This window comes from Frisingicoccus sp. (assembly GCA_016298055.1).
In the GTDB taxonomy this organism is placed as follows: Bacteria; Bacillota; Clostridia; order Lachnospirales; family Lachnospiraceae; genus Frisingicoccus.
In genome coordinates this window covers 1-13216 of the sequence record JAEDDO010000050.1, presented here as the reverse complement: position 1 = coordinate 13216, position 13216 = coordinate 1, and the positions used below count along the sequence as shown (strand labels likewise).

At 41.0% G+C, this 13216-nt stretch carries 13 protein-coding genes; 9 read left to right on the top strand and 4 right to left on the bottom strand.

Annotated elements, in window-relative coordinates; genetic code table 11:
* Nucleotides 1-31 precede the first annotated feature (31 nt).
* From QZZ35_RS05790 to QZZ35_RS05775, 4 genes are read left to right on the top strand one after another with little or no spacing between them, the layout of a single operon-like run.
* Nucleotides 32-1666 (top strand): hypothetical protein, encoded by a 1635-nt coding sequence (locus tag QZZ35_RS05790; RefSeq protein WP_291236545.1) that lies wholly within the window; start codon nucleotides 32-34, stop codon nucleotides 1664-1666.
* 49 nt (nucleotides 1667-1715) lie between these two features.
* A complete protein-coding gene (locus QZZ35_RS05785; protein ID WP_291236544.1) occupies nucleotides 1716-1991 on the top strand; it encodes a type II toxin-antitoxin system RelB/DinJ family antitoxin in 276 nt (91 codons plus the stop codon).
* The gene (locus QZZ35_RS05780) at nucleotides 1988-2266 is read left to right on the top strand and encodes a type II toxin-antitoxin system YafQ family toxin (RefSeq protein WP_291236543.1); all 279 of its coding nucleotides are present in this window, start codon (nucleotides 1988-1990) and stop codon (nucleotides 2264-2266) included. The genes QZZ35_RS05785 and QZZ35_RS05780 overlap by 4 nt, the downstream gene beginning before the upstream one ends.
* 32 nt (nucleotides 2267-2298) lie before the next feature.
* Nucleotides 2299-3054, top strand: coding sequence for a hypothetical protein (locus QZZ35_RS05775; protein ID WP_291236542.1), 756 nt, complete (start codon nucleotides 2299-2301; stop codon nucleotides 3052-3054).
* A gap of 147 nt (nucleotides 3055-3201) precedes the next feature.
* Here QZZ35_RS05775 and QZZ35_RS05770 read toward each other — a convergent pair whose 3' ends face one another.
* From QZZ35_RS05770 to QZZ35_RS05755, 4 genes are all read right to left on the bottom strand, one after another.
* Nucleotides 3202-4098, bottom strand: a complete 897-nt coding sequence (locus QZZ35_RS05770; RefSeq protein WP_291236541.1) for an ATP-binding cassette domain-containing protein — start codon at nucleotides 4096-4098, stop codon at nucleotides 3202-3204.
* Nucleotides 4095-6431: a hypothetical protein gene (locus tag QZZ35_RS05765; RefSeq protein ID WP_291236540.1), complete on the bottom strand. Its 2337-nt coding sequence runs from the start codon at nucleotides 6429-6431 to the stop codon at nucleotides 4095-4097. The genes QZZ35_RS05770 and QZZ35_RS05765 overlap by 4 nt, the downstream gene beginning before the upstream one ends.
* On the bottom strand, nucleotides 6431-7717 hold the full coding sequence (locus QZZ35_RS05760; RefSeq protein ID WP_291236539.1) for a hypothetical protein: 1287 nt from the start codon (nucleotides 7715-7717) through the stop codon (nucleotides 6431-6433). The genes QZZ35_RS05765 and QZZ35_RS05760 overlap by 1 nt, the downstream gene beginning before the upstream one ends.
* A gap of 546 nt (nucleotides 7718-8263) precedes the next feature.
* Complete coding sequence (locus QZZ35_RS05755) at nucleotides 8264-9574, bottom strand: ISL3 family transposase (RefSeq protein WP_291236538.1); 1311 nt, start codon at nucleotides 9572-9574, stop codon at nucleotides 8264-8266.
* A 628-nt stretch (nucleotides 9575-10202) separates the two neighbouring features.
* Here QZZ35_RS05755 and QZZ35_RS05750 point away from each other — a divergent pair.
* The 5 genes from QZZ35_RS05750 to QZZ35_RS05730 all read left to right on the top strand — a co-directional run bounded on the left by QZZ35_RS05750 (nucleotide 10203) and on the right by QZZ35_RS05730 (nucleotide 13033).
* Nucleotides 10203-10589 carry a helix-turn-helix domain-containing protein gene (locus tag QZZ35_RS05750; RefSeq protein WP_291236537.1) on the top strand — a complete coding sequence of 129 codons (387 nt, stop codon included), beginning with the start codon at nucleotides 10203-10205 and terminating at the stop codon, nucleotides 10587-10589.
* Between the two features lie 163 nt (nucleotides 10590-10752).
* Entirely contained in the window at nucleotides 10753-11019 is a 267-nt protein-coding gene (locus QZZ35_RS05745; protein ID WP_291236536.1) for a type II toxin-antitoxin system RelB/DinJ family antitoxin, read from the top strand.
* Nucleotides 11016-11276, top strand: a complete 261-nt coding sequence (locus QZZ35_RS05740) for a Txe/YoeB family addiction module toxin (protein ID WP_291236535.1) — start codon at nucleotides 11016-11018, stop codon at nucleotides 11274-11276. Before QZZ35_RS05745 ends, QZZ35_RS05740 begins: the two co-directional genes overlap by 4 nt.
* A gap of 451 nt (nucleotides 11277-11727) precedes the next feature.
* Nucleotides 11728-12537 (top strand): leucine-rich repeat domain-containing protein, encoded by an 810-nt coding sequence (locus tag QZZ35_RS05735; RefSeq protein WP_291236534.1) that lies wholly within the window; start codon nucleotides 11728-11730, stop codon nucleotides 12535-12537.
* Nucleotides 12530-13033: a phosphodiester glycosidase family protein gene (locus tag QZZ35_RS05730; protein ID WP_291236533.1), complete on the top strand. Its 504-nt coding sequence runs from the start codon at nucleotides 12530-12532 to the stop codon at nucleotides 13031-13033. The genes QZZ35_RS05735 and QZZ35_RS05730 overlap by 8 nt, the downstream gene beginning before the upstream one ends.
* The last annotated feature ends 183 nt before the right edge of the window (nucleotides 13034-13216 follow it).

Sequence of the window (13216 nt, the reverse complement as noted above, 5' to 3'; positions counted from 1 at the left end):
GTAGACAGTGTATGCACGTTGAGGTGATTTTATGCAGGACGTTATGGAAGTCAGCTCGTATATTCAGAAGCAGCGGGCGTTGTATCTTGAAAAAAACGAATGGCTGGATGCTCATTATGAGAAGATCGAACCTCATGCTTTCTATCGTGAGATCTTCCCTGTCGGCTCCTTTGAGCGTGAGGGGCACTGGGAGGACGCGAAAGGCAATGGTTTAGGTATAACTGTCACCGATAAGAAAAAGAGCGCTGACGGGGCTGAAAACGCCTCAGAACGGCGTGGAAACGGTGTTGGTATGATGGTTCATCCCAAAGGAAAAGTAGAGAAATTTATTATCAACGATGGACTTGAGGGATTGGATGAACTGATTAAGGCTGAGTTTGCGGTTATGTCACCGGTGTCTTACTTCGGAAGATCACGCGCTGGTAAATATGCCCGGTATCTTTATGCGATTACCTTCGATCTGGATGGTGTGGATATGCCGCAGCTCAGAGATACCTTCCATCAGATGAACCGTGGTTTTATTCCGGCGGCAACCTTTGTCGTGAACAGCGGAAACGGGCTTCACTTGTACTATGTCCTTGAAAGTCCTGTGGCGATGTATCCGCAGAATCAGAAATTTCTGAAAGAACTGAAATATGTTCTGACGCGCCGGATATGGAACCGGTTTACTTCAAACATCAAGGACCCGCAGGTTCAGGGTGTTCTGCAGGGGTTCCGTGTGGTTGGCAGCGGGACAAAGCTGGGAAAGGATTATCCTGTTGTGGCGTATCGATACGGCAAGCCGGTGTCTCTTGAGTATTTACTTCAGTATGTGCCGGACACGAATGGAGATATGCAGCGTGTGACCGGGATTCTGGAGAAAGCTACGATGTCCATCGAGGAAGCGAAAAAGAAGTATCCGGATTGGTATGAGCGGCGTGTGGTTCGCGGCGAACGGCGCGGCCGGTGGACGGTGAAGCGGGATCTGTACGATTGGTGGCTGCGGAAGATAGAAACGGAGATCCACGTGGGACACCGGTTCTACGGCATTATGACGTTGGCAATTTATGCTGTGAAGTGCAGTATTGATGAAGACGAGCTGCGGCGTGACGCAGACAGGCTGATGAAAATTTTTGATGAGATGAGCTACGAGGATTCCAACCGGTTCACCGTCGAGGATGTTGTCAAGGCTCTTGAGATGTACAACGAGAATTTTGTGACGTTCCCGCGTGCGGATATTGCCAAGTATTCCGGTATTCCGATTCCTCCTAATAAACGAAATTGGAAGAAACAAAGACAACATTTAGAAGTGGCTCGTGCAATTAGAGATGTAAAAGCTAAACAGCAAGGAAAAGATAATTGGTGGCAAGGGAATGGACGACCGAGTAAAGAACAATTTATTCGAGAGTATATGTTTGCCAACCCCGATGTGCGAAAAAAAACAGAGATTGCAACAGCACTTCAGATAGATAGGCATACGGTTGGGAAATATTATGATGCGATACGTGCTGAGATCGATCAACAGAAAAGACTTGAAGAACCGCAGCGGAAACTTGTGGTTGAGAATGGTATATATAAAATCCGGCTTGTTCCAATGGGAGCGTTATCAGAACGTGGATTCAAACCGATAGAGATGACAGTTGATGTTGAGGAAGAAGAAAGTGCAATGCACTTGCAAAGCGAATGATTTTGTGATATACTATATGTAGACATATTTGAAAGTGAGGTAAAATCAGATGGCTTCAAAAGAAAATTCTACTCTCCGGATGGAACCGGAACTGAAAGCACAGGCTGCAGCATTATTCAAGGCTCTTGGAATGGATCTTAGCACAGCAACACGTATGTTTTACATTCAGGCACTGAGATGTCAGGGGCTTCCCTTTGAGGTAAAGCTGGATGAACCGAATGCAATCACACGGGCAGCTCTTGAGGAAGGAGATCAGATGCTTTCTGATCCGTCTGCACCGAGATTTTCAAGCGTGGAAGATCTGTTTGCGGAGTTAAATTCATGATAAAATACGAAATTCAGAGAACTTCTCAGTTTAAGAAAGACTTTAAGCTTGCTGTCAAACGTGGTTGTAGTGTAGAAAAGCTGCAGAAGGTAGTTACAATTCTTGCAAGTGGTGATATGTTACCGGATGAGTACAGCGATCATCCGCTCAGGGGAAATTATAGTGGGTACCGTGAATGCCATATAGAACCGGATTGGCTGCTTGTATATAAGATTTCAGAGAATATCCTGGTATTGACGTTGTACCGAACCGGTACACATAGCGATTTATTCTAACGTAATGTAAATGTGGAAAGTATGGTGACGGAGTGACAAAGACAATAAAACAGATAGCCGATGAGATAGGCGTGACAAAACAGGCTGTATACAAGAGATTCAAGGGGAAATTAAATGCAGCCTGTGCTCCGTATGCTCATACTGTAGATGGGATTCTTTATCTTGATGAGGTAGGCGAGCAGATTATCAAAGATGATTTTGGAAATACCTACTGCTCCAATCGGGATATATTGGAGCGCTCCAATGGAGCACCTGTTGGAGCGGTGGAGCACTCCGTTGGAGCGGTATCATCAGATGTTGAAAAAACGCCAGAAAATCAAGGAATATCAAATAATTTCTGCTCGGAAAGTGAATTTCCGGTATTAGAGAAAATTCCATTGGAGCGCTCCAATTTTGGAGTGGAGCGCTCCAATGGAGCACCTATTGGAGCACCACAAAATGACTGTTCCAAAACAGAATATGTTGCTGAAATAGAGTTTTTACGACGTCAGATCGATCGCCTACAGGACGAACTTGAGAAGGAACGGGAGCATAACCGTGAGAAGGATCGGCAGCTTCTTGATACTCTCGCAAAACTTGCTGAAACGCAAGCTGCTTTGGCTGCAGGACAGAACGCAGAGAAGCAGAAAGCTCTTGCTGAAACGCTGATTGAAGGACAGCAGATGATGGAAGAAGAAAGCAAAGAACCTCCGGAAACGATAGAAGGCAATTTTGACGAAGAATTTCGTGATGAACCTCGTAAGCATGGATTTCTTCAAAGAATATGGGCGGCAATTACGAACAAGTAAGAACCGAACGGCGCTCTTCTATACGGGGGTGTATGTGAGAATAAAGAACAGCACCGGTACTCATATGCCGGTGCTGTTTTGTGTCATGATATTCCAAGCAAGAGATTGATATCTCTTGCGCTGCAGGGCAGCTATCTTGTTTGAAAATTAAGATGTTGAAGAGTTTTCTCCAAATACATACAGATAATAGTCTTCCAGTGTAGGAGCAACCGTTTTTGATCGGTCTGTGGGTTGCTCATCGGCAAGTACACGCAGCAGAACCTTGCCGGTATCCTCGTCACGGGCAATGTTGGTGACACGGAACTTGTCCTGCATTGGCTGGACATCTGATTCAGCGCAAGGGACATTCCAGACCTTTCTTTCGATCTTTTTTGTTAGTTCATGCGGCGGAGCATTATCTACGATTACGCCTTTTTTCAGCATGATGATGTCACGGGCGATAAATTCAATATCTGGCACAACATGAGTGGCGATCAGAACAATCTTATTGAACGCGATCTTGGATATGTAGTTCCGGATGGCAATCCGCTGTTTGGGATCCAGACCGGCAGTCGGTTCATCGAGAATCAGTATTTCTGGAGCACCGAGAACAGCCTGCGCCAATGTTAGACGCTGCTTCATGCCACCGGACAATGCGCCGATTTTACGTTTCGGTACATCGTCCAGTTCGACTGCTGCGAGAATTTCGGGGATTTGTTTCTTCGCTTCTTCTTTCTTGATTCCTTTGAGAGCTGCCATATACCACATAAAGCGTTCTACGGTGAAGTTGGGATATAGTCCTGGATACTGAGGCATAAAGCCGAGTTTTTCACGGAAACGGACACCCATGTGAAGGACATTTTCTGTGTTGCCGGAATCATCGGTATAGGTGATCTCACCGGAGTCAGCTTTGAGATTATCTGTGAGAATGTTCATGAGTGTGGACTTACCAGAACCATTTGGACCGAGGAGAGCATATATGCCGAGTTCAAATGTTGATGAGAATTGATTTATTGCCAAGTTATTTCCATATGCTTTGGTGATAGCATTTATATTAAGTGTCATTTACTCCACATCCTTTTGGTTTCGAATATTCCATAAAGACTGCTTATTATCACTATAATGGAAAAAGCAGCACCTTCTATAGATCTTAGTAAAATAGGAGTTGCTTCCATAACGTCCACATAGTCAATCCGATTCAAAGCTGATATACCTAATGTGGATAAGATTCTTGGAATGAGCGTCAACATTGTTATGTAGATTATTGTTGAACTGCTCTTTTGAGATATTAACGAAAAAGATGTGGTCAGTATAGCAAGTACCATATATGCATGTAATTTAACAAACGCCGAAAGAACAGCAAACTGCCAGATATTGATATTGTATTCAATATCTGAGAAAATTTCTATTGACCATATTGGTGCATTGATTTGGGGAAGTTTATAAGCCATCAATACTGCAATATAATCTATTACAGTCCAGATAAATGAAAAAATCAATGATAGTGTTACCACTGTTCTTACTTTTTGATAGAATGTTTTTTTTCTACCATGTTTGGTTGTTCTTAATATCTGATGGAATCCTTCAGATGATGTACGAGTGTTGTATTCGGCAGCGAAAACATTCGAACAGAGTATGAGAACAAGTGCATATAGAGACCAATCAAAGCCTCTTGTTAATAGCTTCTTCCATCCAGTGTCATACACGAACCAAGCTTCTTTTCCCTCATTTGCCATTTTATCAATATAAGAAACATGGCTTTCGATTTGTTTAAAAATTTCATCATGACTGAAAGCATAATTGTAATCGGAAAGATAGGCGCGGTAGTCATCTAAACTAATTTCTCCATTTGCGTATGCATCGGACATACTCGCATAATTGTTAAGTGTTTCTAAAATATATTTTCGTTCATTCGATATATAAGTTCGTTTTTCTTCATCTATTGGTCCTGAAAGTTCGTTCGTGTAATAATTATATATTTCGTCTGCAAATGATTTAGTTGAATGAAAATCAATATAGACAATAGATAATTTAACAAGAAATAGTATTGCGATCACGAGAAACAGTTTTGATGATATTATTAACTTATATAGTTCTGAAATGAACAAGGACATTGAAAACTCTCTTTTGAAAACAAAAGAGTTTTGCAGGGGTATTGAAAGCGTTCTACGTTTGATTTTGATAGGGCTTGCGTTTTTTACAGTATAACAATGGCTGTATTTTAATATTATAAAAGCTGTAAGTACAACAACAAGTACAAACGTAATGATTATAACAGAAATGTATGAGAGCGGAGTATCGCCAATACGTATTGCTCGATATCGATCTAAGATTGTTGATGAGGTGGAAATCGACATTAAATTAACAGCACGTATGAAGTTTTCACTACTTGGATATTTCATTATAAAGAATATGTAATCAATCCCTAGAACCCCAAGACTACTGATGTATGTAAATAGATAATTATGAAATCCAGTGCTAATTGCAGCGGAAATTACGGTAAAAATAAGAGTCGCAATGAGTTTGAACACAAAATCTATTATAATATATTCTTTGATTGAAAAAACGTATGGACAATAAAGAAAGGTGCTCACCATTTGGATTGGCGATGATGTATTGCTAAGTCCAGTAGTGATATTTATGATAAACAATGTTTCCGCACAAAACAAAAGACAAAGAATTATTGCACTTCCATATATTACGATAAGTTTACTCACTGCTGTATGTAATCTTCCGTGCTTAGTAGTAAATATCAACGATGTTACACCCAACTGATGTTCATTAGTAAAAACAAATCCGCTGACAATCATCGTGCTAAGCAACAAAAAAACCGGCATAAAATCATAAGAAAAATATTTATTCCATCCGCTTACATATTCTGGAGTCAGTGATACGTTCTCTTGTATATTCTGGTATAAACGGATCACTTCAGCTTGATATCTATATATGTAACTTCCTGTATCGAGGCCATTTGGGGAAGAGTTTATGATCTGTGCATATGCGGTTCTTATTGCATGATCTATTTTTGATTGGTAGTTTTGGACGTATTCTTTAATAGATATGATATGGTTAAAGAGCTGGGCATCTTGATAACCTTCAGGCGCATATTTGTTTTTCCATGTTTGCATCTCATATTCTCTATTTCCTAAAGCCATTTGTTCCGACCATATGCGCTGTTGTTCGGAAACGAAATTCTGCATTTGTTGATATTCTTTCTGCATTTCCGTTTCGTTTGATACATACGTTTCCCAAAAACTCAAAAGTGTATCACGGGGTAATTCTTTAGGATTAGGCTTGGTTTGAAAATAACAGATTATAGCATTAACGAGTAGAAGCACAAATACGGATATAATAACAGGTCGGCTACCAAACACTTTTTTCCACTCATATCTGAGCATCAATATCCCTCCTTGATAAAATACACACTCCCATCCGTGACATCAATTCTCATGATAGTGAAATCATCTGATCTATTACTATAATACTGGTCACCATCTTGAAAAACACCATCATTATCTGAATCATCCCAGTATTGATACAAACCATATATGTAGTTGTCTACCACAACCATATTATTGATTTGGTATTTATTGTAATCCTGAGTAAAACTAAACACAACCTCCTTGTTTTCTCCGTTATGCTTACAACGAATAATATTTTCTCCCATTAATTTGACATCACCGTTGTATCCAGTCAGATTGCTTTTACCTATTGTCCTTTTATTTCCATCTAAATAGTAGATGTAGTTTTCGGTCAAACACCAACTTGTACAGCCATCGATAATTTGTTTGGCACTATCATAATCGTTTATGTCAGACATATAGTATACATCTCTCATGCCATCGTTGTCATACAGATCGAAATATATACCAACACCATCAGTTAATACCTTATCTCCGAATTGTCCGATACAGTGTACAATTTCATCCACATTATCGAGGGTACGGGAATACAATCTTTTACCATCAACAAAATAAATCCTTTCATCTTTTATAAACACAAATCTTTCGATGACTACATCTGCGTTGGAATCGCCACCTATAACAAGTACTTCACCGTTACTTGTGTCCATTCTGCACAGCTTAAATATATACTTATCGATATCCTTGTCGAAAACATAATCATAATAGAAACGGTAATTATCGGTGAAAAGTTGATTCAAATATTCTGTAAAGTTTTTTGAGTTATATGTTTCAAGAACCTGAAGTTTTGAATGAACTGTGTCATAACATACGGAATCAGATAAATCAACCGTGCTGCGTATACTTCCATCTGTGTTTCTATAAGTATACGAATACGCTCGTTTATAGTAAATGTTGTCATTATATGCATAAAACCATGCATTGAGTCCATACGTTGGACATTCTGGTGTATTATGCTCACACAATGATAGTGAGCATATGGGGGTACAAAGGCCTGTGGAAGGATTTAGTTTCATTACAGTAGTGTTTTTCTCACCAGGCAAACCGCCCCAAAAGTATATATTTCCATTATCATATTGCAACGAAACAGAAGCATCAACACAATTGTAGGTATACGGTTTATCATTTGCTTCATTATACGAAAAATCGTCGAGAACATACTCAGAAATGTGAATCGGAATATTATCCTGGGTTTCTGAATCACATGCAGATAAATTAAGTAAAAGCATTATAGATGTCATGATAATAACTATTTTTTTCATGTGTCATCCTCCTAATAAAATGCAACCAACGATTTCTCAAAAACGAATAGCTGTTTATGTGAAATGGTCACATAAGATAACTGAGAAATCGTTGGTTGTCATCAAGGTTTATTTGTTCTTCATGTGGATGAAATGGTATGATACGTTAATCTCAGCTGGTATAACTAACAGAGGTGGAGCCTGACCATCCATATGCACCACGCTGAACATAGTGGGATGCGGAAACAGAATCGGGGTTACTACCTGTAGCCGAAATTCTGGCTGTAGTATAATTGGGACCAACGTTATAGTTGGGATATCCTGGTGTATCAGGATAAGTCGCGTTATTAGAACTATTCCATTCAACGAATGATAATGTTACACTAATGTAATCATTCGGATTGGAATCGAGACCTCGATCAGCAGTTGTTTCGGCATAAGCACTATAGGAACTATCCTGAACATTCAGATATGCACTACACTGATATCCACCAGTAAGTACACCGCTATCTGTGTCGGTTTTAGCGTATACAGTAGCGCATAACGTAAAAATGAGGTTCTTCATAATTAATGGTGTGTACCAAGAGAATGAGGAATCGAAATAAAGCGAATATAGGTGAAGAAAAAGTCCAGATTTCTAAATCCGTAAGCGTTCCGCTTGGCAACTTTGATTTTGTTGTTGAAACCTTCAAGCCTGCTGGTGTAGATATGGAATTTTGCATGAGCGACCAAACCGTCAAGTCGTTTGACCTTTTGGCGAGCGAACTTCATGAGAGCCGGAACACCGCTGTGAATGGCAGCATCAAACCATTTAAGCCATCTTTCACGTGCTTCATTTGCATCGGTGATTTGAAATAGTTGGATCAATTCTTCCTTCATCGCATAGCAAAGCGCAAGATCTGAATGGGTGGCAAGGATCTCATTCAGGTTTTGCGCTTTCTCCTCAGAGAGCTTGTCATGGTTCTGAAGCAATACCCATCTTGCCTTCTTGATCCGACTGTAGAGCTGCTTTTCGGATTTCACCTCGGCAGCAGAAGCAGAGCCTTTCTTCGTCAGTTCTATCGACTTTTCTTTATGGCTTTTGGCCGCTTCCAAGCGAACCTGTCCGAGTACGTCTCTGCTGTATTGAGCCTGTATGTGGTAACGGTCGTAGACAATCTCGGCGCCCGGCAGATACCGATGTACCAGAGTATTGTACGATGCGTTCATGTCCATGGCAACGGCCTTCACCTCGGATAGATAATCCGAGTCGGCGAATGCCTCGAAAAACTTCGAAAAATCCTTGATGGTACGTCCTTTTCCTACCCAAAGAATATCTCCTCTTATCAAATCCATCACGCAAGTAGCGTAACGATGACCCTTACGGATAGCAAACTCGTCAACAGCCAGATAGTACGGACGATATGTGGATTTGAGCTGTTCCCGGTCATGGGCTTCCAAGATGTATTCCATTCTCATCTTTTCCAACTTCCGGACGGTATTCCAATGGATACCGAAAAAGGTTGCTATGGAAGCTGTCGGCATCTTATATTTCATCAGCTCGAAAATCCAAGTAACGCATCGCTTGGTCAGATTCATTCCCGGAGCCTTAAACGGGTTGTTTTCACAGAACGTGCCGCCACACTCCTTGCAACGATATCTGTGCTGATGAATTTCGTAAACAGTGACACAACCCGGAACATACGGTATATCGGTCAATCTTACCTTGCGTATTCCGTGTCCGCTGACCCGACCACTGCACATCGGGCAGACTACGTCTGATGCCTTTTGTCGGCTGTTGATTTCGAGTATTCGCTTTCCATTTTCAAATCTTTCGGAATTGTTGCAAAAATACTGTTGATATTCTACTTGAAATGTGGTATGATAGGTGTGAGCCATAGTTCCCCCGGTGTATTGTTTGTGTGGTTACTTACATTATACCACAAAGGGAGCTCTTGGCTCTTCTTTTTATTTCGTTTTTTTACTCAAACACCAAAAAATGTGATGAACCAAAAATGAGACACATTGATACAGCTATTGCTATTACCGATTTCTTCATGAGCTGTTACTCCTTTCATCAAAATTTTGGTTTGATAGAAAAAGCGCATAGACTGATCTGCAAGTCAAAACGGACAACTTACAGCCAACCTATGCGCCAACGTGAATACGCTTGATCGGATATGGTAGGGTATGGATCAGAATGTCGACCGATGGCGTAGGCATAGGATGGCATGTAAGGCGGTTCAGTTCGAATACCATATTCATCTCACTCCCTTTCTATAAGGTGAACTGATCTGTCTGTTTGGAACTTGTTGGGACAATATTCCATCTGATCGATTTTATTATAACACGGATTTGATAATTTGTCAATATACTTTATAACAATTTCGTATTGATTTTTTTATTGAGATGTGATATAATGAGGCTGGATGGATGTAAAGTAGAATGACGACCGATATACGGGCGGCTGCTAACAGTCGCCCGGGATTATTCTGTCCGAAATAATTAAGGAGCGTACCAAGTTATCATGACCGGGATAAATGTAATGGGATATGACCTTGAGGAGGTCAGAAAGGAGATTCACACACCGAAAAAAAGTACATCATACGAGTTATGCGAAGATATTATAAAAGAAATTACTCATATGCGGCAGTACAACAATCTGTCACAGCAGGATTTGGCGGATAAGAGCGGAGTGAAGCAGCCGATGATTGCTCGGTTTGAGCGTGGAATCAACACGCCGAACATGAGCACGGTACTCAAGCTGCTTGCTGCGTTCGGTAAGACCCTATACATCGGAGATCTGAAGAACGTGGAGCTTGAGGACGGTAGAGAATCCGCTGCCGACAACGCCGATCCGACAGAACTGCAGAGTGAGATCTCCCGACCGAATGACGATATCTCAAGAGGATAACCAGAGCACTTCCGTTCCGGCATTGACGCTCGGACGGAAGTGCTCTTCTTATCTGGATGACGCGGCAGAAAATTTACAAATAATAACAAGCAAATGTAATGCAAAATGCTTGCAAAAATCTGCAAATTGGTGTATAATAGTGATGGTGAAAGGAGTGAGCATTTTGGATAAAGTAGTAAATGTCAATTTCCGACTGAGCGCAACGGACAAAAAGCTCTTTGAGAGTGCCTGCGCCGATATGGGAATGTCTGTAAGCACAGCACTGACGATCTTTTCAAAAATTGTAGGACGGGAACGCCGGATCCCGTTTGAGATCTCGGCGGATATGTTTTATTCCGAAAGCAACATGGCACATCTGCGCCGTGGTATTGCAGCACTCAATGCGGGGAAAGGCGAAGAACACGAACCGATTGAGGTAGAGGATGAATGAAGAAGGTCTGGTTTGATGAAGCCTGGGCAGACTATCTGTATTGGCAAAGCCAGGACAAGAAAACACTGAAGCGGATCAATGAGCTGCTTCGTGACATCGAGCGCAGCAACTTTGACGGTATCGGAAAGCCGGAGCCGCTGAAAGGGGAATTGAGTGGATTCTGGAGCCGGCGGATCGATGCTACGAACCGTTTTGTGTACCGTATCGAGAATGGTGTGCTTGAGATCCTGTCGTGCAAGGGACACTATGAAGATTGATGTTCCGGCGATCTGACGTGCGGCGGAACATCAAAAAAAGGGGGAGCAGTCCGCAGACGGACGTTCCTGTCGGCTAATATTACGATGTGGGAGAAATCAGTAAATCATGAAACGGCTGAAAATCCAACAAAAATAGAATCAAAAAATATTAACGGAAAATACATGGTGTGTTAATTGCATTATTTGGTTGAATTTGGTATAATAAAAACGACAATAGGATAAATGTCTTCTGGCTTCGCTTTTTCCGAAAGATCAGTTCGCACGTATAGGAAAGAGGTGACGGAGATATGATGTTAGAACTGAGATGCGAGTGCAGTCATATGCGTTATTGGATGCACGAACACCTGGGATTGTCAATATTATATCCAATAAAGATTGTAAGGAATGGCGCATAGATGCACTACGAAAAAGTAAGTGTGTCTGTGCGCCTTTGTGTTTGTGGAGGAACAGTATGAATCAAAAATGTATGCGAGGAATAATCATTTGTATCATGGCGGTGATGTGTATTTTGGGACTCATTGGATGTAATGGTGAGACAGAAGATATATTTGTAGTCGATACGGATGAAATGACAAAACAGAAACAAGATGGAATGGAGGGCGTTGAACGTGTAAAAATCACAGCGGATGTAACAAAAATTGCAGATGGATATTTTTCTGGTTTTCACGATCTTAAATACATTGACGTTGCAGAAGATAATGGGAAATATCAGTCTATCAATGGAGTGTTGTATACCAAAGACGGATCTGCTCTTGTTGCGTATCCTATGGCAAAGGATGTGAGTACGTATACTATACCAGATAAATGTGTAGCGGTGTATTCATATGCGTTTGCTGGAAGCAAGTTAGAGCGAATTGTTTTATCCGATGAAATGTATGAAATAGGATATTATTCGTTTAATAATTGTGATCGTTTAACATCAATGAATATTCCAAAAAATGTATATTACATCTCTGCGGGAGCTTTTACTAATTGCGATAACTTAGAATCTCTGAATGTTGATGAAGCTAATCAGTATTTTGCTGATATAGATGGTGTTCTCTTTAATTCTCAGAAGGATGTTTTGCATACATATCCCGGCGGAAAGAAAGATAGTTCTTATATCTTGCCGGATACATGTACGACGGTAGGGGAGTATTCTTTTTCAGGGTGTTTATATCTAGAAGAGATAATCATAACAGAGGATGTGAATGTGCTAGATAACGCTTTTTCAGAATCACACATTGAATGTGTTCGGAGCGAAGATGTCATCAATGAGTGACAATAGCATCAATGATCGTTTCTTATTTGTAAAGTCATTTACACGTTTTCCTGTAAATGTAGAAGGTGACCAGATAAATCAAAGTGATGTTCGTTTTGCAGTTGGTGGATGTCATCTGTTCCTCGATAGAGGCGATATTACACAATCGACATTTAATTCGCTGATTGCAAATGAGGATTTTCCTGCGATTGATTCCAGAGCCATAAGAACAGCGATCCTATACATAGGTGGACAGTATACAGGTGGAAATACAATATTGTTGACTGTGGTTGGGGATAATACAGATAATCCTGGTTCGTATACTGGAGTGACTGCGTGGGAATTACGGCAAATCATCAGAGCCAAGTGGCCGAATTGTAGCATCGGTATAAACTTGGATGGTGGTGGATCAACGCAAATTGCTTACAAGCAGAGTAACGGAACGAGAAAATGGATTGCTCCTCTTGAAGGTAATAATCCTAGAAAAGTATATAATTTTATTACTGTTCCCATGTGATTCTAAATAAATTAGTGACTATGTTCACTGTCCTCGAATGGTGTGCTTGAGATCCTGTCGTGCAAGGGACACTATGAAGATTTATGTTCCGGCGATCTGATGTGCGCTGGAACATCGGAAATAGGGGGGCTGTCCGCAGACAGCTGGGGGAGTTCCCCCAACAGGAACGGACGAATGTGCCGG

Excerpts from the sequence above, each read along its gene's own strand:
- QZZ35_RS05765 (WP_291236540.1), bottom strand. The coding sequence starts at position 6,431 with ATGCTCAGATATGAGTGGAAAAAAGTGTTTGGTAGCCGACCTGTTATT.
- QZZ35_RS05770 (WP_291236541.1), bottom strand. The coding sequence starts at position 4,098 with ATGACACTTAATATAAATGCTATCACCAAAGCATATGGAAATAACTTG.
- QZZ35_RS05785 (WP_291236544.1), top strand. The coding sequence starts at position 1,716 with ATGGCTTCAAAAGAAAATTCTACTCTCCGGATGGAACCGGAACTGAAA.
- QZZ35_RS05730 (WP_291236533.1), top strand. The coding sequence starts at position 12,530 with ATGAGTGACAATAGCATCAATGATCGTTTCTTATTTGTAAAGTCATTT.
- QZZ35_RS05780 (WP_291236543.1), top strand. The coding sequence starts at position 1,988 with ATGATAAAATACGAAATTCAGAGAACTTCTCAGTTTAAGAAAGACTTT.
- QZZ35_RS05755 (WP_291236538.1), bottom strand. The coding sequence starts at position 9,574 with ATGGCTCACACCTATCATACCACATTTCAAGTAGAATATCAACAGTAT.
- QZZ35_RS05735 (WP_291236534.1), top strand. The coding sequence starts at position 11,728 with ATGAATCAAAAATGTATGCGAGGAATAATCATTTGTATCATGGCGGTG.
- QZZ35_RS05790 (WP_291236545.1), top strand. The coding sequence starts at position 32 with ATGCAGGACGTTATGGAAGTCAGCTCGTATATTCAGAAGCAGCGGGCG.
- QZZ35_RS05750 (WP_291236537.1), top strand. The coding sequence starts at position 10,203 with ATGACCGGGATAAATGTAATGGGATATGACCTTGAGGAGGTCAGAAAG.
- QZZ35_RS05740 (WP_291236535.1), top strand. The coding sequence starts at position 11,016 with ATGAAGAAGGTCTGGTTTGATGAAGCCTGGGCAGACTATCTGTATTGG.
- QZZ35_RS05760 (WP_291236539.1), bottom strand. The coding sequence starts at position 7,717 with ATGAAAAAAATAGTTATTATCATGACATCTATAATGCTTTTACTTAAT.